This window comes from Roseateles asaccharophilus (genome assembly GCF_031458115.1).
Classification (GTDB): domain Bacteria; phylum Pseudomonadota; class Gammaproteobacteria; order Burkholderiales; family Burkholderiaceae_C; genus Pelomonas; species Pelomonas asaccharophilus_A.
Genome location: NZ_JAVDXV010000006.1, coordinates 311,894 through 329,877 on the forward strand (window position 1 = coordinate 311,894; position 17,984 = coordinate 329,877).

18 protein-coding genes are annotated in these 17,984 nt (G+C 70.0%); 7 read left to right on the forward strand and 11 right to left on the reverse strand.

Translation table 11 applies throughout. From position 1 onward, the window contains the following. Positions 1 to 7 precede the first annotated feature (7 nt). From lptF to J2X21_RS16720, 4 genes are read left to right on the forward strand one after another with little or no spacing between them, the layout of a single operon-like run. Positions 8 to 1,105, forward strand: a complete 1,098-nt coding sequence (lptF, locus tag J2X21_RS16705) for an LPS export ABC transporter permease LptF (RefSeq protein WP_310330484.1) — start codon at positions 8 to 10, stop codon at positions 1,103 to 1,105. Then, a complete protein-coding gene (gene lptG, locus J2X21_RS16710; RefSeq protein WP_310330485.1) occupies positions 1,102 to 2,223 on the forward strand; it encodes an LPS export ABC transporter permease LptG in 1,122 nt (373 codons plus the stop codon). The genes lptF and lptG overlap by 4 nt, the downstream gene beginning before the upstream one ends. Further along, positions 2,223 to 2,591: a sirohydrochlorin chelatase gene (locus J2X21_RS16715; protein WP_310330486.1), complete on the forward strand. Its 369-nt coding sequence runs from the start codon at positions 2,223 to 2,225 to the stop codon at positions 2,589 to 2,591. Before lptG ends, J2X21_RS16715 begins: the two co-directional genes overlap by 1 nt. Continuing rightward, positions 2,588 to 3,532, forward strand: a complete 945-nt coding sequence (locus J2X21_RS16720) for a CysB family HTH-type transcriptional regulator (RefSeq protein ID WP_310330487.1) — start codon at positions 2,588 to 2,590, stop codon at positions 3,530 to 3,532. Before J2X21_RS16715 ends, J2X21_RS16720 begins: the two co-directional genes overlap by 4 nt. A 140-nt stretch (positions 3,533 to 3,672) precedes the next feature. Here the strand turns inward: J2X21_RS16720 and J2X21_RS16725 are convergent, their stop codons facing one another. Next, positions 3,673 to 5,361: a type IV pilus assembly protein FimV gene (locus tag J2X21_RS16725; protein ID WP_310330490.1), complete on the reverse strand. Its 1,689-nt coding sequence runs from the start codon at positions 5,359 to 5,361 to the stop codon at positions 3,673 to 3,675. 150 nt (positions 5,362 to 5,511) lie between these two features. On the opposite strand from J2X21_RS16725, the gene J2X21_RS16730 reads away from it, so the two are divergent. Continuing rightward, a complete protein-coding gene (locus J2X21_RS16730) occupies positions 5,512 to 6,216 on the forward strand; it encodes a Crp/Fnr family transcriptional regulator (protein WP_310330492.1) in 705 nt (234 codons plus the stop codon). A gap of 61 nt (positions 6,217 to 6,277) precedes the next feature. Further along, the gene (locus J2X21_RS16735) at positions 6,278 to 7,351 is read left to right on the forward strand and encodes a phosphotransferase (RefSeq protein ID WP_310330494.1); all 1,074 of its coding nucleotides are present in this window, start codon (positions 6,278 to 6,280) and stop codon (positions 7,349 to 7,351) included. Between the two features lie 132 nt (positions 7,352 to 7,483). Here J2X21_RS16735 and J2X21_RS16740 read toward each other — a convergent pair whose 3' ends face one another. Then, positions 7,484 to 8,218 (reverse strand): hypothetical protein, encoded by a 735-nt coding sequence (locus J2X21_RS16740; protein WP_310330495.1) that lies wholly within the window; start codon positions 8,216 to 8,218, stop codon positions 7,484 to 7,486. Positions 8,219 to 8,270: 52 nt separating this feature from the next. Here J2X21_RS16740 and J2X21_RS16745 point away from each other — a divergent pair, with 52 nt between their 5' ends. Next, a complete protein-coding gene (locus J2X21_RS16745) occupies positions 8,271 to 8,963 on the forward strand; it encodes a glutathione binding-like protein (protein WP_310330497.1) in 693 nt (230 codons plus the stop codon). Here J2X21_RS16745 and soxA read toward each other — a convergent pair. The 9 genes from soxA to J2X21_RS16790 form a co-directional block, all read right to left on the reverse strand. Then, the gene (gene soxA / locus J2X21_RS16750) at positions 8,960 to 9,691 is read right to left on the reverse strand and encodes a sulfur oxidation c-type cytochrome SoxA (protein ID WP_310330498.1); all 732 of its coding nucleotides are present in this window, start codon (positions 9,689 to 9,691) and stop codon (positions 8,960 to 8,962) included. The two genes, J2X21_RS16745 and soxA, sit on opposite strands and share 4 nt — an antisense overlap. Next, on the reverse strand, positions 9,688 to 10,011 hold the full coding sequence (locus J2X21_RS16755) for a thiosulfate oxidation carrier complex protein SoxZ (protein WP_310330499.1): 324 nt from the start codon (positions 10,009 to 10,011) through the stop codon (positions 9,688 to 9,690). Before J2X21_RS16755 ends, soxA begins: the two co-directional genes overlap by 4 nt. A gap of 2 nt (positions 10,012 to 10,013) precedes the next feature. After that, entirely contained in the window at positions 10,014 to 10,403 is a 390-nt protein-coding gene (locus tag J2X21_RS16760; protein ID WP_310330501.1) for a thiosulfate oxidation carrier protein SoxY, read from the reverse strand. 17 nt (positions 10,404 to 10,420) lie between these two features. Beyond that, complete coding sequence (gene soxX / locus J2X21_RS16765) at positions 10,421 to 10,783, reverse strand: sulfur oxidation c-type cytochrome SoxX (protein WP_310330503.1); 363 nt, start codon at positions 10,781 to 10,783, stop codon at positions 10,421 to 10,423. After that, positions 10,783 to 12,933, reverse strand: a complete 2,151-nt coding sequence (locus J2X21_RS16770) for a xanthine dehydrogenase family protein molybdopterin-binding subunit (protein WP_310330504.1) — start codon at positions 12,931 to 12,933, stop codon at positions 10,783 to 10,785. Before J2X21_RS16770 ends, soxX begins: the two co-directional genes overlap by 1 nt. Continuing rightward, positions 12,930 to 13,424, reverse strand: coding sequence for a (2Fe-2S)-binding protein (locus tag J2X21_RS16775; RefSeq protein WP_310330506.1), 495 nt, complete (start codon positions 13,422 to 13,424; stop codon positions 12,930 to 12,932). The genes J2X21_RS16770 and J2X21_RS16775 overlap by 4 nt, the downstream gene beginning before the upstream one ends. A 112-nt stretch (positions 13,425 to 13,536) precedes the next feature. Next, positions 13,537 to 13,830: a hypothetical protein gene (locus J2X21_RS16780; RefSeq protein ID WP_310330508.1), complete on the reverse strand. Its 294-nt coding sequence runs from the start codon at positions 13,828 to 13,830 to the stop codon at positions 13,537 to 13,539. A 10-nt stretch (positions 13,831 to 13,840) separates the two neighbouring features. After that, the gene (locus J2X21_RS16785; protein WP_310330509.1) at positions 13,841 to 15,409 is read right to left on the reverse strand and encodes a phytase; all 1,569 of its coding nucleotides are present in this window, start codon (positions 15,407 to 15,409) and stop codon (positions 13,841 to 13,843) included. Next, positions 15,409 to 17,865, reverse strand: a complete 2,457-nt coding sequence (locus J2X21_RS16790) for a TonB-dependent receptor (protein WP_310330510.1) — start codon at positions 17,863 to 17,865, stop codon at positions 15,409 to 15,411. Before J2X21_RS16790 ends, J2X21_RS16785 begins: the two co-directional genes overlap by 1 nt. Positions 17,866 to 17,984: the final 119 nt, after the last annotated feature.

The following is a 17,984-nucleotide window of genomic DNA, read 5'->3' on the forward strand; positions in this document are numbered from 1 at the left end:
GCGTTTGATGTTATTCGATTCATCCACGCGATCCGAGTTGGCCAAGAGCTTCGGCGTCACGCTGGTGGTCATCCTGACCATCGTGCTCACCTCCACGTTGATCCGCACGCTGGGGCAGGCCGCCGGCGGCAATGTCTCGCCGCAGGACGTGGTGCTGCTGATGGGCTACGCAACCATCGCCTACCTCGCACCCATGCTGACGCTGTCGCTGTTCGTGGCCGTCGTCATTACGCTGGGCCGCCTGTACCGCGAGTCGGAGATGACGATCTGGTTCGCCAGCGGCATCCCGCTGTCGCGCTTCGTGCGCCCGGTGCTGCGCACGGCCTGGCCGGTGCTGCTGGCCATCGTCGTGCTGCAACTGGTGGTCTGGCCCTGGAGCAACCAGAACAGCGCCGAGCTGAAGGACCGCTACCAGAAGCGCAGCGACCTGTCGCGCGTCACGCCGGGCCAGTTCCAGAGCTCGCGCGACGGCAGCCGCGTGTTCTTCATCGAGCGCGACGGCGACGACCCCGCCACGGGCCGCAACGTCTTCATCCTGGGCAGCGAGCATGAGCGCGAGTCGGTGACGACCGCGTCGCGCGGCCGGCTGCAGATGGAAGGCGATGACCGCTTCCTGGTGCTGGACCACGGCCAACGCAACGAGACCGACAGCAGCAGCGGCGAGAAGAGCCTGGCGCGCTTCGAGCAGTACAAGGTGATGACCGACACGCAGGTGTTGTCCAGCGCCAACCAGTTGCCGCCCAAGGCGCTGCCCACGCTGGACCTGCTGCGCACGCCCACGCCCAAGAACCACGGGGAGCTGGCCTGGCGCTTCGGCATGATCCTGGGCGGCATCAACATGGCCATCCTGGGCATCGGCCTGTCGGCCTCCAACCCGCGCCGCGCGAACAACTGGAACCTGCTGTTCGCGCTGCTGGCCTTCATCGTCTATTTCAACCTGATCAACCTGTCGCAGTCCTGGGTCGGCAATGGCCGCGTCGCCCTGCCCCGGGCGCTGGTCACGCTGCATGGCAGCGCGCTGCTGCTGTCGCTGGCCGTCATCTGGCTGCGCGACAACGGCAACCGCTTCTGCCTGCGTCGCCGGGCGTCGGGAGCCGCTGCATGAGGACGGTCCGCAGCCTGCTCTACAAGGACATCGTCGGCTCCGTGCTGCTGGTGGCCGCGGCCTTCCTGGCACTGTTCTTCTTCTTCGACTTCGTCGATGAACTGGAGCGCATGAACCGCATCGGCGCCGGCTCGGGCAAGGCGGCGCTGCTGGCGCTGATGGAGCTGCCGGGCCACTTCTACGAGCTGTTCCCCATCGCCGTGCTGATCGGCTCCATCCTGGCGCTGGCCCGGCTGGCGCAGAGCAGCGAGTTCACCATCCTGCGCACCGGGGGCCTGGGGCCGGCGCGCGCCCTCGGCCTGCTGGCCGGGCTGGCCACCGTGTTCGCGGTGCTGACCTTCGTCATCGGCGACTACGTGGCCCCGCGCTTCGAGAAGGAGCGCGACTCGCTGAGCGCGAGCTTCGGCCGCGACCCTGGAGCGGGCAAGCGCGGCGCGTGGCTGAAGGACCATCTCAAGGTCGACGGCGAAGACCGCAGCTACTCGGTCAAGGTCGGCCGCGTCGGCACCGGTGGCGAGCTGGAAGACGTGCACATCTACGAGTTCGATGCGCAGGGCCGGCTGATGTCGCGCACACAGGCCGACAGGGCGGATGTCGACGGCCAGGGCGTGTGGCATCTGCAGCAGCTCAAGCGCACCGTCTGGAGCCCCGGCGCCGCCAGCGGCGGCGTGGGCGACGTGGTCATCAGCGAGCAGCAGATCGACAAGCTGGACTGGCAAAGCTCGCTGCATGCCGGCGTCATTGCGGCAGCGGTGCTGCCGGCCATGTCCATGTCGACGCTAGAGCTGTACCGCTACACCGAGCACCTGTCCGCGCAGGAACAATCGGCACAGGCGCACAACATCCAGTTCTGGCGCAAGGCCTTCTACCCGTTCGCCTGCTTCGTCATGGTGGCGCTGGCCCTGCCCTTCGCCTACCTGCACGGCCGCTCCGGCGGCATCAGCATCAAGGTGTTCGGCGGCATCATGCTGGGCATCAGCTTCGTGCTGCTGAACAACGTCGCCGGCCACCTCGGCCTGCTGAAGAACTGGACGCCCTGGGCCGTGGCAGCCACGCCCAGCCTGATCTACATGGGCTTGTCGATGGCTGCCTTCACCTGGCTGGTCAGGTATCGCTGATGGACGGCCTGCTGCTCTTCGCCCACGGTGCGCGCGACCCCGCCTGGGCGCGGCCGTTCGAGATCGTCACCGAGCGCCTGCGCGCCGCGCGGCCCGGCACGCCGCTCGTCATGGCCTATCTCGAGTTCATGGCGCCCGACATCGAGGCCGCCGCCCGCCAGCTGGCCGACGCCGGCTGCACCCGGGTGCACGTGCTGCCGCTGTTCCTGGGCACCGGCGGCCATGTGCGGCGCGACGTGCCGCTGCTGCTGGATCGCCTACGTCAGCAGCATGGCGACACCATCGAATGGCTGCTGCACGCACCGCTGGGCGAGCAAGACGCCGTGCTCCAAGCGATCAGCCAGGCCTGCTTGGCCGTTCTTGAATGAACCTCCATCAATTCCGCTTCGTCCAGGAAGCCGCCCGCCGCAACCTCAACCTGACCGAGACGGCCAAGGCGCTGTTCACGTCGCAGCCGGGCGTGTCCAAGGCCATCCTGGAGCTGGAGGAGGAGCTGGGCATCGACATCTTCTCGCGCCACGGCAAGCGGCTGCGCAGCATCACCGAGCCCGGCCAGCAGGTGCTGGCCTGCATCGAGATCATCATGCGCGAGGTGGGCAACCTGAAGCGCATCGGCGAGGAGTACTCGCGCCAGGACAGCGGCACCTTCTCCATCGCCACCACCCACACGCAGGCGCGCTACGTGCTGCCCACGCCGGTGGCCCTGCTGCGCAAGCAGCTGCCCAACCTGCGCATCAGCCTGCACCAGGGCAGCCCCGACCAGGTCGCCCGCATGCTCATCGACGAAACCGCCGATCTGGGCCTGGCCACCGAGTCGCTGGCACAGTACCCCGAGCTGGTCACCCTGCCCTGCTACGAATGGCAGCACGTGATGGTGGTGCCGCGCGACCACCCGCTGGCGGCCAGCGAGCGCATCCACCTGGAGCAGCTCGCCACCGAGCCGCTGGTGTCCTACCACCCCAGCTTCACGGGCCGCACGCGCATCGACAAGGCCTTCGCGTCGCGCCACCTGACGCCCAACATCGTGCTGGAGGCCATCGACTCCGACGTCATCAAAACCTACGTACGCCTGGGCATGGGCGTGGGCATCGTGGCCGAGATGGCCATGCGCGAGGAGCCGCCGGGCAGCGATTTGGTCGCCCGCCCGCTGGGCAACCTGCTGGGCAGCAACGTCACACGCGTGGCCTTCAAGCGGGGCGCCTACCTGCGCAACTACGTATACAGCTTCGCCGAACTGCTGTCCGAGCGCCTGCCGCGCAAGCTCATCGAGAAGGCCATGAACGGCGAGGCCGACGACTTCGGCTTGTAGCCCGCGGGCCGAGCGCCGGGCCGCCCCAAGCTGGCCCGTCTGGCGATGTGCGTGCGGCTCAACGCCGCATGCATCGCCGTCCCGTCGGGGACCGGCCAGACGTGCCCGCGTTCAGCGCGGCCTCGTCTGGACGAGGGGCTTCAGGTTGCGTCAAACTGCGAGTCCAACGGCAGCATGAAGTCCACACCCTCGCTGCGCTGGCCGGCCTCGAACAGATCGCGCGCCACGCTGTAGAGCAGCAGCAGGTCACCATAAGCCGGCAGCTCGAACTGCTGCACGCCGGGGCCGCCGCCACGCGCGAGCAGGTCCTGCAGCATCTGCATGGCCGCCGGCGGCTCGCTCCACACCACCTGCAGGTGGGCGACGACGCTGGCACAGCTGTCCAGGCCGCGGCCGCGTGCCAGGCTCTGCGCCCATTGCGGCGCGATCGCGCCGGTCTGCTGTTCGAACTGGCGAGCCAGTTGCGTGAAGGCCTCGGGCTCGCCACGCTGCTGGCACATCTCCATCAACATCAGCAGCGGCATGGCGCTGGCCAGGCCGCTGCTCAGGCGCACAGACAGCAGGTCGGCAGCAGCATCGTGCTGACCCAGCAACTGCAGGAAATCCGCCTGCTGGCGCAGGTCCAGCAGTTCGTCGGCGATGGTCAGCTCTTGGGACAACGCGGGCGCCAGGGCCTGCACCGGCATGGGCTGCGTGGCCAGCATGGAGTCGGTGGCGACGGCGTGCACCGGCGGCGCGACAGGCGGCGGTTCGGGCCGCGTCAGGATGGGTGGCGGCGCCCAGGACATCGGCCGCGGCTGTGGCCGCGTCACCGTGTGCTGTCCTTCGTCGGGCAGCGAGGCCGCATCGGCCAGCACCTGCGGCGCCATGCCCGGCGGCGGCACGGCCTTCGCAGCCGCGCGGCCCGCTCCGCCGCCCTCGGCTGCCTGCATCGCGCGCCAATAGGCCAGCTCACGGCTGCGGCGCTCGTCGCGCCAACGGCTCAACTGGTAGGCGCCCACGCCGGCCAGCAGGCCCAGACCCAGCGTCAACGCCCAGGTCAGCGGATCGCGCTGATACGACGCACGCACGGGCACAGGCGCTGCGGGTGCCGGCGCGGAAGCCACGACAACCGGCGGCGCCGAAGCCGCAGCGGCCGCGGCTTCGGCCTGGAAGCGCGCCTCCAGGTCCGCGCGCAACTGGGCCACGGTCTGCTCCAGCTGCGTGATCTGCGCCTCCAGCTCCGGCGTCATCTCCATGGCCGGCGCGCTGGCCGCGGCTTGCACGGTCGGTGCCTGCACCAGCACCTCGGGCCGCTCCAGCACCAGCCGCGGACCGCTGGGTCGCGGCTTGGGGCGGGCGCGGGGCTTGGCCGCGGGCCGTGGCGGCGGTGCATCGGCCTGCGCCACGGTCACTGGCGGCGCCGGTGCAACGACGGCCGGCGCGGCCACCAGGACGGGTGCGGGCACCGGAGCGGGCACCTGGGCCGCTCCGGCCGGGGGATCGACGAAGGCATTGAACTCGCGCGTCAGCCGCAGCGGGCAACCCAGCGCCAGCGTGATGCGCAAGGCCGGTTCCTCGATGCGCACCAAGCTCTGCAGATGTATGCGCTGCTGCCCGAGCTCGCCCTCGATGCGGATCTGCAACAGCCCGGCCGGCACCCGTGCATCGCCGGCGGACACCTCGGCGCGGGTACAGGCTTCGGTGAGTTGCTCGCCGTCGGCGAGGCTCAGCGGGACGCTGACATCCAGCGGGCGGCCCAGCGCGGAGTGGACCTGCGGCCGACCCAGGCCCAGCGCCTCGGCGCCCTGCGGCACCAGCCCCAGCAGCAAGGCCAGGGCGGGCGTCATGGCAGTCAGCAATGTCGGGCGCGGGGCCTTGAGGGGCATTGGCTGCTGGCGGCTTGGGATGCGGTTGAACGATGAGACGAAAACTGCTTGGTTCACTCTAGCATGGGCATTTCGCCGGCAGCCCCTGCGGCCGGCACAATGTTCCACAGCATGAACGCACTCAGCCTCACCCCCGAAGAACGCCAGCAAATCGACCAGGGCCCCTGGTTCTCCAAGCTCTCCGAGCCCCTGCGCAACGACATCCTGCAACGCGCCTTCGTACGCCGCCTGGCCGACGAGACCATGCTGTCGCACCGTGGCGAGCCGGCGGAGGAATGGTCGGCCGTCGCCAAGGGCGCCGTGCGCGTCAGCTCCGTGTCGCTGGCCGGCAAGCAGATCTCGCTGACCTACGTGGAGCCCGGCACCTGGTTCGGCGACATCGCGCTGTTCGACGGCCTGCCGCGCACGCACGACGCCTACGCCCACGGCGAGACCACGCTGCTGTGCGTGCGCAAGGCCGACTTCCGCGCGCTGCTGGCCGCGCACAGCGAGCTGTACGACGCGCTGCTGCGCCTGAACTGCCGCCGGCTGCGGCTGATGTTCGACATGATCGAGGATCTCAACACCCGCCCGCTGGCCGCCCGGCTGGCCAAGCAGGTGCTGCTGCTGGCGCGCTCCTACGGCGTGCAGGAGGGCGACGAGATCCGCATCGGCCTGCAACTGGCCCAGGAAGACCTGGCGCAGCTGCTGGGCGCGTCGCGCCAGCGCGTGAACCAGGAGCTGAAGGCCTTCGAGCGTGAGGGCGCCGTGCGCGTGGAGCCCACGCGCCTGGTCGTGCTGAGCCGCGACAAACTCTTGGCCGCCGCGTCGCGCTGAGGACACCCGGGTCGGCGCGCTGCTCGCAGAATGGAAAGTTCATCCTCGCAGAACGATTTCCATGGAAGCATTCACCGGCACCCGCCCCCTCGCCAAGCCGCTTGACACCACGGCGCTTGAAGCCTGGCTGGGCGCGCATGTCGGCAGCTTTGCCGGGCCGCTGTCCATCGAGCAGTTCAAGGGCGGCCAGTCCAACCCCACCTACCTGCTGACGACGCCCGGCGCGAAGTACGTGATGCGCAGCAAGCCCGGGCCGGTGGCCAAGCTGCTGCCGTCGGCACATGCGATCGAGCGCGAGTTCCAGGTCATGCGCGCGCTGGCCGGCACCGACGTGCCGGTGCCCGCGATGCTGGCGCTGTGCGAGGACGAGGCCGTCATCGGCCGCGCCTTCTACCTCATGGAGTTCATGCCCGGCCGCGTGCTGTGGGACCAGAGCCTGCCGGGCATGGCCAATGCCGAGCGCGCCGCCCACTACGACGAGATGAACCGCGTCATCGCGGCACTGCACCAGGTCGATTTCAAGGCGCGCGGCCTGGAGGCCTACGGCAAGCCGGGCAACTACTTCGAGCGGCAGATCGGCCGCTGGAGCAAGCAATACCTGGCCTCGGTCACCGAGCCCAATCCGGCGATGGACGCGCTGCTGGCCTGGTTGCCGGCCCACATCCCGGCCTCTGCCCGTGACGAAAGCGAAGTCAGCATCGTGCACGGCGACTACCGCATGGACAACGTCGTGTTCCACCCCACCGAGCCGCGCGTCATCGCGGTACTGGACTGGGAGCTGTCCACGCTGGGCCATCCGCTGGCCGACTTCAGCTACCACTGCATGAGCTGGCACATCCAGACCTCCGGCGCCGCGCGCGGGCTGGGTGGCGTGAACCTGGCCGAGCTGGGCATTCCGGCCGAGCGCGACTACGTGCAGCGCTACTGCGGGCGCACCGGCCGCGCCGATGCGGGCGCCGTCATGGCGGACTGGAACTTCTACATGGCCTACAACATGTTCCGCATCGCGGCCATCGTGCAGGGCATCGCCAAGCGCGTGGAAGACGGCACCGCCTCCAGCGCACAGGCCCGAGAAACCGCCAAGAGCGCCCGGCCGCTGGCCGAGCTGGCCTGGAGCTTCGCGCAGAAGGCCTGAGTACTCGCGGGCCGAGCGCCGGGCCGCTCCCAAGCCGGCCCGTTCTGGCGATGTGCATGCGGCTCAATGCCGCATGCATCCCCGTCCCCTCGGGGGACCGGCCAAGGTACTCCTTGGACGAGGGGCTTCAGGTCAGCTGGCGTCAGGGCGTACCGAAGGCGTCCAGGCGATGGACGTCGTGGTAGGCCAGGCGCCCCCGTCCGACATCTTGTTGGCCGCCCGGTGCGCCTCGCGCGCCGCGGTCTCCAGCAGTCGCACAAAGGCCTGCACCTTGGGCAGGTCGGGCTCGTCCATCTGCGTGCGCAGGTAGAGGTTGCCGCGCATGCTCATCAGCACGAAGGGGTGTCCCTCGGGCAGCAGGTCCTGGCTGGCCTGGGCCAGCGCGGTGCTGAGCTCCCCGTCCAGCCAGTCGTGTGCCAGATCCTTGGTGACACCCACGACGCCATAGCGCTGGCGCACCAGCTGCGACGCCATGCTGGTCAGCTTGGGGAACATCACCAGCCAGCGCATCTCCTCGGGCGTGTCGGTGTCCACACGGGTCTTCAGCGTGTCCGTGTAGGCCTCGAAGACGGCGCGCTCCAGCTCCTCCATCAGCGTGCGGCACAACACCATCAGCTGCAGGTCGGAATGCAGCCGCATCTCGCAACGCATGCGCAGCTCCGCGCCGGGCATGTAGCTGCGCTGCGGCTCGCCCCATTCGATGCGCAGCGGGCCGGGCAAGGCCTTGGGCTGTTCGATCAGAAAGCCCTGGCCGTCACGCACCTGCGAGAAGTCGGCACCGCGTGCCTCCGCCCATTCCTGGATGGGACGCCAGCGCGCCGCGTTCGCCCGTGTGACGAGCCAATGCTTGACTTGCTTTACGACCATGAGTCGACAGAATCGGGCTGATTACGAAAGGCCCACCGGAAGGAGGCAGCGAATGATCGAAGTGTATTCATGGCCCACACCCAACGGGCACAAGGTGCACATCATGCTGGAGGAGTGCGGCCTCGCGTACCGGGTGCATCCCGTGGACATCGGCGCGGGCGACCAGTTCGCGCCGGCTTTCCTGTCCATCAGCCCCAACAACAAGATCCCCGCCATCACCGACCCCGCCGGCCCCGACGGGCAGCCGATGTCGATGTTCGAGAGCGGTGCCATCCTGCTGTATCTGGCCGGCAAGACCGGCAAGCTGCTGCCCACCGACGTGCGCGGCAAATACGAGGTGCTGCAGTGGCTGATGTTCCAGATGGGCGGCGTGGGGCCCATGCTGGGCCAGGCCCACCACTTCCGCATCTACGCGCCCGAGAAGCTGCCCTATGCCATCGACCGCTACACGAACGAAGCGAAGCGGCTGTATTCGGTCATCAACAAGCGGCTGGCGCACACGACCTACCTGGGTGGCGCGGCCTACTCCATCGCCGACATCGCCGTCTTCCCGTGGCTGCGCTCGTGGAAGAACCAGGGCGTGGACATGGCCGACTACCCTCACCTGAAGGGCTGGTTCGACGAGATCGCCAAGCGCCCGGCCGTGCAGCGCGGGTTGGAGGTGCTGGCCGGTGCACGCAAGCCGCTGACGGACGACAAGGCGCGCGAGGTGTTGTTCGGGCAGCGGCAACTGCAGCAGCGCTAGGGGCGCACACCGGGCGGCTGCATCGCCATGCCGGCACTGCGGCGCGCGAGATAGGTCTCCAGCGCCAGCAGCTCGGCGCTGTCCCAGTCCGGCATGCGGGCGCGCACGCCGCTGAAGCAACCGCGCAGCCGGCGCTGCAGGCTACCCAGCGACTGCCATTCCAGCCGGAAGGCAGGGTAGTCGTCCACATGCCCTTGCGGGATGACGCTGCCGCCCAGGCGCAGGCCCGCACGCTCGTCGTGGCATTGCGCGCAGGACAGATTCAGCGCGCCCAGGCGCGTCATGTACAGGCGCTCGCCTTGCGCGGCCGCGGTGTCCAGCTCGGTACCGCGCGGCGGGCTCAACGGCAGGCCTCGCGACTGTTGCGCGACCAGCGCCGTCAACGCCAGCAGCGGCTCGGCCTCGGGCGCCCAGTCGGGTTGCTGCTGGTGCCGCGTGCGGCAGCGCTGGATGCGGCCCGGCAGGTTCACGAGGCCCTGGTCAAACGCCGGGTAGCGCGTGGCCGCACCGCGCAGCTTCTCGGGTTCGCCATGGCAGCTGGCGCAGGACTTGGCACCCTGCCCCCACAGGTCGCGGCCCAGCGCCAGCGCCAGCTGCGCGGGATGCTGGCCATCGTCGGCCTGCAGCACGCGCAGCGCCGGGCTCATCGTGTCGCGGCCGGAGCGGCGGGGGTCGTCAGCCTGGGCCACGAAGGCGAACGCCAACAGCAGCAGCCAGGCGGCCTTCATGCGACGTTCAAGGCGCGGGTCTCGCGGTGCACGAATCCGCGGTCACCGCGCCACAGGAACTGCAGCTCGCCGGGTTTGTCCACCTTCAACCAGAAGCTCAACCACGGGTTGGCCGCGATGGCCGCGTACAGGTCGGCCGAAAACACCACATCGCCATCCAGCCGGCACTCGAAGCGCCGCACCAGATCGCGCGGCAGGCGCGCGCCGTCGTCACCGGCGCGGTAGCCGGTCTCCATCGCGTGGGCCACGGTGGCGCGCACCTCGAAGGCTTCGCCGGCCTTGATGGCGGCCGGCAAGGTGATGACAGCGCGGGTGATCATGATCAAGGCTCCACGCAGGCCGCCAGGGTCACGACGACCTCCACACCCGCCTGCCAGCAACGCCCGTCGGCCGCCTTGGCGACGGCGACGATGCGCTGGCTGCGGGCCAGCCGCATGCGGGTGCTGAACTCAGGTCGGGCGACCGCTGCGCCGAAGGCGACGTGCACGACCTCAGGCTCGGGGTTCTGCGGCGTGAACAGCGCCAGGCCGACGACCGGCTCGCTGGCCGCCACACGCACCGGTACGGCGTTGCCGTTCTCCACCAGCTCGGCGATCTCGATCTTCAGCACGCCCGGCGCGGGGTCGCGGCCGGCCCACGCGCGGATGGCGGCCTGCATCGCGTCGTCGCTGGCTTGTGCCTGCGGCAACGCGGCGAATGCTGCAGCGGCCATGAACAACTCGCGCCGCTTCATTTCGCCAACGTCCCGAGGTAGACCACGATGTCTTCCAGCTGCCGCTCGGTCAGCGCCGCGCGGCCTTGCCACGCGGGCGCCACGTCACGCAGGCCGTCGGTGGCGCGGAACGGCGGCATCACGGTGGCCGGGTTGAAGCGGCGCATGTCGGCGATGCGCTCGCGCAGCTCCGCAGGCTTGAGCCGCGCCGCGGCGTCCAGCGGCGGCGCGAGATTGCCCTGGTTGGCATCACCCGCGGCGGTCAGCGAATGGCACAGCAGACACAGGCTGGTCGTGCGGTCGGCCACCAGCGCACGGCCTCGCTCCACGTCGCTGGCATGTGCGCCGGCAATCAGGAGCAGGGCCGCGAGAGCGCGCATCAGACCAGCTTGTGCTTGGACAGCGGCAAATCGCGGATGCGCTTGCCCGTCGCCGCGAAGATTGCGTTCAGCACGGCCGGTGCCGCCACCGCGATGGTGGGTTCGCCCACGCCGCCCCAGAAGCCGCCCGACGGCATGACGATGGTCTCCACCGCCGGCATGTGCTCCATCTTCAGCATCGGGTAGGTGTCGAAGTTGTGCTGCTCCACGCGGCCGTCCTTGATCGTGATCTCGCCGAACAGCGCCGCCGACAAGCCGTAGACGAAGCTGCCCTCCACCTGCGCCGCGATCTGCTGCGGGTTGACCGCATGGCCGGGGTCGGTGGCCGCGACGATGCGGTGGATCTTCAGGTCGCCGCGCTTAGAAACCGACACCTCCGCACACGCCGCCACATAGCTGCCGAAGCCCATGATCTGCGCCAGCCCCAGATGCCGCCCCTTCGTGCGCGGCTTGCCCCAGCCCGCCTTGGCGGCCACCGCGTTCAGCACGGCCAGGTGCCTGGGCGAGTTGGCCAGCAGTTCGCGGCGCATTTCCAGCGGATCGCGCTTGGCGGCATGAGCCACTTCGTCGAGGAAGCACTCCAGGTAGATCGCGTTCTGGTTCAGGTTCACGCCGCGCCAGAAGCCCGGTGGCACCGGCGGGTTGCGCATCGCATGGTCGATGAGCAGGTTGGGCACGGCATAGCCCAGCGCCCCCTCGGTGCCACCGTCGCTCAAGCCCTGGAAGACGACCGGATCACGGCCATCGCGGATGTTCTGCGGGAACATGCCCGCCACGATGCTCTGGCCCGACAGCCGCATGTGCAGCGCGGTCAGCTTGCCGGCGGCATCCAGCCCGGCCGTCAGCTTGCACTGCGTGACCGGGTGGTAGCGGCCCTGCACCATGTCCTCCTCGCGGCTCCAGATCAGCTTGATGGGCGTGCCGGGCATCTCCTTGGCGATGGCCACGGCCTGGCGCACCCAGTCCTGCGTGCCGCCGCGCCGGCCGAAGCCGCCGCCCAGGTGCAGCTTGTGCACCTCGCACTGCGCCGGGGGCAGACCGGCGGACTCGGCCGTGGCGGCCAGCGCGGCCTCGCCGTTCTGCGTGGGCGTCCAGACCTCGCAGCGCTCCGCAGTCCACTTGGCCGTCGCGTTCATGACCTCCATGCACGCGTGGTTCTGGTGCGGGTAGCTGTAGACCGCCTCGACCTTGCGCGCTGCGGCGGCCAGCCCGGCCGCCACGTCGCCACCACGGCTGCCCAGAGCGGCCTCGGGCGCGTCCAGCCCGGCCTTCAGCGTGGCGGCCACGTCGGCGCTGCTGAGCTTGGCGTTGGGGCCCTCGTCCCAGACGATGGTCAGCGCATCCAGCGCGGTCTTGGCCCGCCACCAGGTGTCGGCAATGACGGCCACGGCCGTCTCGCCCACCTTGACGACCTTCTTCACGCCGGGGCGCTTCTCCACCTCGGCCGCGTCGAAGCTCTTGACCTTGCCGCCGAACACCGGGCTGTCCTTGATGGCCGCGTTCAGCATGCCCGGCAGCTGCAGGTCCATGCCGTAGATCTGCGAGCCGTCCAGCTTGGCTTTGGTGTCCAGCCGCTTCATCGGCTTGCCGGCCAGCGTCCAGTCCTTCGCCGGCTTGAGCTGGATGTCCGCCGGTGCGGCCAGCTTGGCGGCCTCGGCGGCCAGCTGGCCATAGCTCAGCTTCTTGCCGGCATGCAGCACCCAGCCGGCCTTGGTCGTGCACTCCACGACGCCCACACTCCACTGGTTGGCCGCGGCCTGGATCAACAGCGCCCGCGCCAGCGCACCGCCCTTGCGCACGTACTCGTGCGACTCGCGCACGCCGCGGCTGCCGCCGGTGCTCATGCTGCCCCAGGCACGCTTGCGCGCGAGGTTCTGGCCCGGCGTGGGGTACTCGGTCTTCACCTTGGCCCAGTCGCACTCCAGCTCCTCGGCCACCAGCTGCGCGAGGCCGGTCAAGGTGCCCTGGCCCATTTCAGAGCGGGCAATGCGGATGACCGTGGTCTCGTCCGGCAGGATCTGCACCCAGACATTCAGCTCGGGCACGGCCTCGCCTTCGGCGAGACCCGGCACGTGGAAGCCCACCATCAAGCCGCCGGCGACGGCCGACGTGGTGTGCAGGAACGCGCGGCGAGAAAGGACGGCGCTCATGCCTGGCCTCCCTCGATGACGATGGGGATCTGCTTGCGCTGCACCTGGCCCGCGGCCAGGTGGATGGCCGCGCGCACACGGTTGTAGGTGCCGCAGCGACAGATGTTGGTCATGGCCGCGTCGATGTCGGCGTCGGTCGGCTTGGGTTTGCTCTTCAGCAGCGCCGCCGCGGCCATCAGCATGCCGCTCTGGCAGAAACCGCATTGCGGCACGTCCAGCGCGTCCCAGGCCTTCTGCAGCGGGTGCGAGGCGTTGGGCGACAGCCCTTCGATGGTGGTGATCTTCTGCGCCGGCGTCAGCGCCGACGCCGGCATCACGCAGCTGCGCATCGGCGCGCCGTCGATGTGCACCGTGCAGGCGCCGCATTGGGCGACGCCGCAGCCGTACTTGGTGCCCGTGAGGCTCAGCTGCTCGCGCAGCACCCACAGCAGCGGCGTGTCGGCCTCCGCCTCGTACTGCATCCGCTTGCCATTGACCGTCAATTCCGCCATGCCTGCTGCTCCCGAACGCCAACGTTGGCGGCCGGCAGACTAGCAGGGTCGGCGCCGTGCTGTCACGGGGTCAGCGGCCGACCGAGCGCCGCGCTGGGTTGAAGCCCGCCACTCAGGCCGGCTCCCGCCAGCCCCGCGCCCTCATGCATTGCTGCTGCGCGCGCAGCGCCTCCGCCTGCATGCGCATGCGTTCGCTGTCGGCCGCGGCCGTGCAGGCCGGACCCGAGATGCAGTTGCGGCCCGCGCTCTGGTTGGTCAGCTGGTTGAGCCGTCCCACGCGCTCCGCGTCCCGCTCGCAGGCGGCCGTGTCGGCCTGCAGGTCCGCACCCGGGTTCTGCGGGTTGACCCAGCGGGGCGACGCGCAGCCGCCCAGCACGGCGGCTATCAACAGCAACGAAAGTCTCATGCGGCGCATCCTAGCGCCGCTGCTGCACCGCTTTCTCCACCGCCGCCCAAGGCACCAGCTTGAAGTTCTGCGGCCCCTGCGGCAAGCGCTTGTGGCCGTCCTGCACGACCAGCAGGCCGTCGGCATACAGCCCGCCCAGGTTGGCCGGCGCCAGGTCCAGGCCGTCCGTCTCCGATACCGCGTCTATGCCCAGCGCCGCGTTCGTGCCGATGGCGAAAGTGCCACGCTGCGCGAACGGCGGCTTGATGTCGTAGACGGCAAAGGAGTCGCTGCCCTGCGAAGACACGACCAGCCAGCCGCGCTGCGGATGGATGGCCAGGCCTTCGACATCGGGCGTCAGGCCCGGCCCCGCGGCGATGACCAGCTGCGGCTCGCTGCCCGGAACGGCGAGGCCCAGGCGCCAGATGCCACGCTTCTCCTCACCGACGAACAGCGCCTGGTGGGCCTCGTCGACGACGCAGCCTTCCGGCTGGCTCGCCAGGCGGAACTCGCCCACGACGTCGGCCTGCCAGGTCTTGCCAGAGAGCTTCAGGCGCAGCCGCTGCACGCGGCCGTCCTTGTCGTTGGGGAACACGTCCAACCCGCCCTCGGCGTTGCGGCCCACGCAGACGCCGTAGATGTCGTCCAGCGTGGTCTTCAGCCTCGCCAGCTCGCTGACCCGGCCGGCCGGCGAGATGCCCAACAGCACCAGCGCCGCCTCGTCGCGCTGCGTGGCGACGGCCAGATCCAGCATGCGACCGCCATAGGCCAGGCCTTGCCGCAGGTCGACGTTGTTGATGCGGCCCACCGGCAGGAACTGGCGCTCGCGGCCGTCCAGCCCGTAGACGGCCAGGCCGCGCTTCTTGTCGGTGGCGAGGATCAGGCTCTGCGCGCCGCGCGTCGGGTGCACCCAGATGGCGGGGTCGTCGGCGGCGTCGCCCGCCTCGCGCATGGGTTGCGTCTGGCCGGTGGGCAGCACGATGGGAGGCCGCGCCGCAGGCGCCGCTGCCGGATGCTCGGCCAGCCACGCATCCAGCTTCGCGTTCAAGGCCTTCTCGCCCAGCTGCGCCTCGGCCAGCAGCAGGCGCCGCCCCGGCCGCTCGGCATCGGCCGACAGCGCCCACAGCCCCACGCCCGGTTCGGCGACGTAAAGCTGCGCCTCGGCATCACGCACGCGGCAGGCGCTGGGCTGGGGTGGCGTGGCCAGGCGCTGCACCGGCAGCGCACGCCGCTCGTGAATCAGCCACTGCTCCGACAAGCCTTCGGCGCCCAGCAGGAACAGCTGAAGCAAGCCCTGCGGGTCGCGGTACAGGCACAGCTGCTCCACCTCCAGCGCCGGCGCGGGCCAGGCGGCGTCGCGCTTCAGCTGCTGGCCGTCGGCCCGCCACAGTTCGATGCGGCCGCTGTCGGCGTCCTGCAGCACGGCGAAGCGACCGTCGTCGCTGCGCTGGTCCATGCGCTTCACGCGCGTCGCGTGGCGCGCCAGCGTGCGGCCGGCGTCGTCGTGCAGCTCCAGCGCCGTCTTGGCCAGCACGAAGCGCTGCGCCTGCACGCCGCCGGCACAGGTCATCAGGGCCAGGGTCAACAACAGGCGGCGCATCAGAACAGGCTCCACTTCAGGCCCAGCTTGAAGCTGCGGCCATAACGCTCGTACTGCGCATTCTGGGCCGGCGTCGCCTGGTAGACGTAGTAGGCCTGGTTGGTCAGGTTGGCGGCTTCGAAGCTGACGTCGAGCTGCTTGCTGACCGCGTACTTCAGCGACAAGTCCAGCCGCTTCTGGCCGTCCACGCGCAAGTCCTTGGCCGGGTCGAACACGTCGCCCACCTCCAGCAGGTAGGACGACTGACGGTGCAACGCCAGACGCGCCGACACGCCCCGCCCTTCCCAGCCCAGGCTCAGGTTGAAGCTGCGGTCCGACTGGCTGGGCAGGCTGATCTCGCGGCTCTTCCACTCGCCGTCGTCATAGCCGCCCACGCGCGCCTTCGAGCGCACGAAGCTGGCGTTGGCGCCGACGATGAGCCCGTTGCACGGCGCCGGCAGGCTGCGCAGCGCCTGCGCATAGGCCAGCTCCACGCCGTGCAGCTTCGCGCTGGCACCGTTGGCGAAGGTGGTGACCTGGTCGAAGCCCTGCCAGCCCGGGCTGCCGGCCAGGTCGGTCTGGAACACAAAGTCGCGGATGCGCTTCGTGAACACATAGGCCGACAGCGTGCCGTCGCGCCCCAGCCCCTGCTCCACGCCGAAGTCCAGGTTGCGCGAGCGCAGCGGCTTCAGCTGCGGGTTGCCCAGCTCGGCCTCGTCGCCGTCCACCACGCGGCCTGGCGACAGCTGCTCGAAGCTGGGCCGCACCAGCGAGTTCGTCAACGCGGCGCGCAGCAGCAGCTGGCCGCCCAGCTCCTGGCGCAACAGCAGAGCCGGCATCCAGTGGGTGCTGCGCGTGTCCACGCTGACCGGCGCCGCATCACCGTCCACCAACGCCGCGCCGCGCGCCTTGAAGCTGATGCGCTCCATGCGCAGCCCGCCCAACAGTTGAAAGCCGCCGCGCTCCCAGGTGGCCTGGGCGTAGGCGGCGTCGACGTCTTCCTTGATGTCGAAGGAGCCGACCAGCGAGTCTTCGTCGTCGCGGTGGTCGGCCAGCTTCACGCCGCGCCACAGCGCGCGCAGCTTGGCCGCGTCCGCGGCAGGGCCCAGCGTGCCGCCCCAGGGATAGCTCACAGGGCCGCCTCCCGCGATATCGGTAAGTCCCACACCACCCAGCACGTCGCTGTCCAGCGCATAGCTGTCCTGCTGGTTGTCCTTGTGGCGGCGCGTGGCCTTGGCGCCGGCCTTGAACTCCAGGCTCGCGCCGCCGGCCAGCTCGATGCCGCGCTTGAGGTCCAGCTTCAGATGGCGCACGCGGTCGCGGGCGCTGCTGTCCTCGATCTCCACCTCATCCAGCTCGTAGCCGGCCGCCTGGCGCAACGCCGCCGGGCCTTGCAGCAGGGGCCGGCGGCTGTCGGTGAAGCCCAGCTGGTCAAAGTCGGCTTCAAGGGCGGAGCCGGCCAGCCCCATGGGCGTGCGCTCCTGGGCGCGGCCCAGGCCTGTTTCGGCGGTCAGCTGCCAGCCCGCCATATCGAGACTGCCCCCCAATGCCAAGGACGCGGTGCGCGCCGTCTCCTTGCGGGCCTTCAAGCCGCGCACGGCTGTGCCCTCGCCCAGCTCGCCGGCCGCCTGCGCATCCTCGAACTCCACGGCCAGCGACTGGCGCTGCTCGTCGTCGTTGAAGCGACTGGCAAAGCCACGCAGGTAGAGCTGCTGGCCGTCCGCGGGCCGCCAGTCCAGGCTGAACGCGGCGCCGGTGCGCGAGCGCAGGATGGTGTAGCGGCGCAGTTCCAGCTCTTCCAGTTTGCCCTCGTCCCAGGCGCCGCCGGTCTCGACGTTGTCGCTGGCAAAGCGGCGCTCGTCGCGCGAGACGGCCAGCGCCACGCCCAGCTTGCCGTCGGCGAAGCGGTCGGCAAACGTCAGGCCCAGGCGCGGCCTGGTGGCGCCAAGGTTGCTGTCGTGGTTGGCGCCCAGGTCCACGCTGAGCAGCCGGCCCTTCACGTCGAAGGCGGTCAACGTGTTGACGCCCACGCTGCCGCCCAGGCTGCTGGCGTCCATGTCGGGCGTCAGCGTCTTGTGCACCTCCAGCGAGCGGATCAGGCCGGCCGGCACCACGTCCAGCCCCGGCGCGCGGCGGCCGGCTTCCGACGCCGGCACCGTGGCACCGTTGATGCTGATGGTGTTGTAGTCCGAACCCAGGCCGCGCACGCGCACGAAGCGGCCCTCGCCCTGGTCGCGCTCCAGCGTCACGCCCGGCAGCCGGGCCAGCGCCTCGGCGGCGTTGTCGTCGGGCAGTTGGCCGATGCCGTCGGCATGCACGACGCTGAGCACGCCTTGCGCGGCGCGCTGCTTGTCCAGCGCCGACTGCAGGCTGGCGCGCTGGCCGGTGACGACGATGGTGTCGAGCTGCTGCGTCTGCGCGTGGGCGCCCAATGCGACGCCCAGCGACAGGACCAGCGGAAGTTTCTTGTAGTGCATGGCGGGCGCCAAAAGTAGCGAAGTGGGTGTTGGCCGCGATGCTCGCCAGCGGCCGTGGCGCCCGTTTGAAAGACCCGTCACAAACGCCGACCAGCGCAGCTGCCGCCCCACAGATGAGC

Coding starts and splice junctions, on each gene's coding strand:
- lptF (WP_310330484.1), top strand. CDS start 8: ATGTTATTCGATTCATCCACGCGATCCGAGTTGGCCAAGAGCTTCGGC.
- lptG (WP_310330485.1), top strand. CDS start 1,102: ATGAGGACGGTCCGCAGCCTGCTCTACAAGGACATCGTCGGCTCCGTG.
- J2X21_RS16715 (WP_310330486.1), top strand. CDS start 2,223: ATGGACGGCCTGCTGCTCTTCGCCCACGGTGCGCGCGACCCCGCCTGG.
- J2X21_RS16720 (WP_310330487.1), top strand. CDS start 2,588: ATGAACCTCCATCAATTCCGCTTCGTCCAGGAAGCCGCCCGCCGCAAC.
- J2X21_RS16725 (WP_310330490.1), bottom strand. CDS start 5,361: ATGACGCCCGCCCTGGCCTTGCTGCTGGGGCTGGTGCCGCAGGGCGCC.
- J2X21_RS16730 (WP_310330492.1), top strand. CDS start 5,512: ATGAACGCACTCAGCCTCACCCCCGAAGAACGCCAGCAAATCGACCAG.
- J2X21_RS16735 (WP_310330494.1), top strand. CDS start 6,278: ATGGAAGCATTCACCGGCACCCGCCCCCTCGCCAAGCCGCTTGACACC.
- J2X21_RS16740 (WP_310330495.1), bottom strand. CDS start 8,218: ATGGTCGTAAAGCAAGTCAAGCATTGGCTCGTCACACGGGCGAACGCG.
- J2X21_RS16745 (WP_310330497.1), top strand. CDS start 8,271: ATGATCGAAGTGTATTCATGGCCCACACCCAACGGGCACAAGGTGCAC.
- soxA (WP_310330498.1), bottom strand. CDS start 9,691: ATGAAGGCCGCCTGGCTGCTGCTGTTGGCGTTCGCCTTCGTGGCCCAG.
- J2X21_RS16755 (WP_310330499.1), bottom strand. CDS start 10,011: ATGATCACCCGCGCTGTCATCACCTTGCCGGCCGCCATCAAGGCCGGC.
- J2X21_RS16760 (WP_310330501.1), bottom strand. CDS start 10,403: ATGGCCGCTGCAGCATTCGCCGCGTTGCCGCAGGCACAAGCCAGCGAC.
- soxX (WP_310330503.1), bottom strand. CDS start 10,783: ATGCGCGCTCTCGCGGCCCTGCTCCTGATTGCCGGCGCACATGCCAGC.
- J2X21_RS16770 (WP_310330504.1), bottom strand. CDS start 12,933: ATGAGCGCCGTCCTTTCTCGCCGCGCGTTCCTGCACACCACGTCGGCC.
- J2X21_RS16775 (WP_310330506.1), bottom strand. CDS start 13,424: ATGGCGGAATTGACGGTCAATGGCAAGCGGATGCAGTACGAGGCGGAG.
- J2X21_RS16780 (WP_310330508.1), bottom strand. CDS start 13,830: ATGAGACTTTCGTTGCTGTTGATAGCCGCCGTGCTGGGCGGCTGCGCG.
- J2X21_RS16785 (WP_310330509.1), bottom strand. CDS start 15,409: ATGCGCCGCCTGTTGTTGACCCTGGCCCTGATGACCTGTGCCGGCGGC.
- J2X21_RS16790 (WP_310330510.1), bottom strand. CDS start 17,865: ATGCACTACAAGAAACTTCCGCTGGTCCTGTCGCTGGGCGTCGCATTG.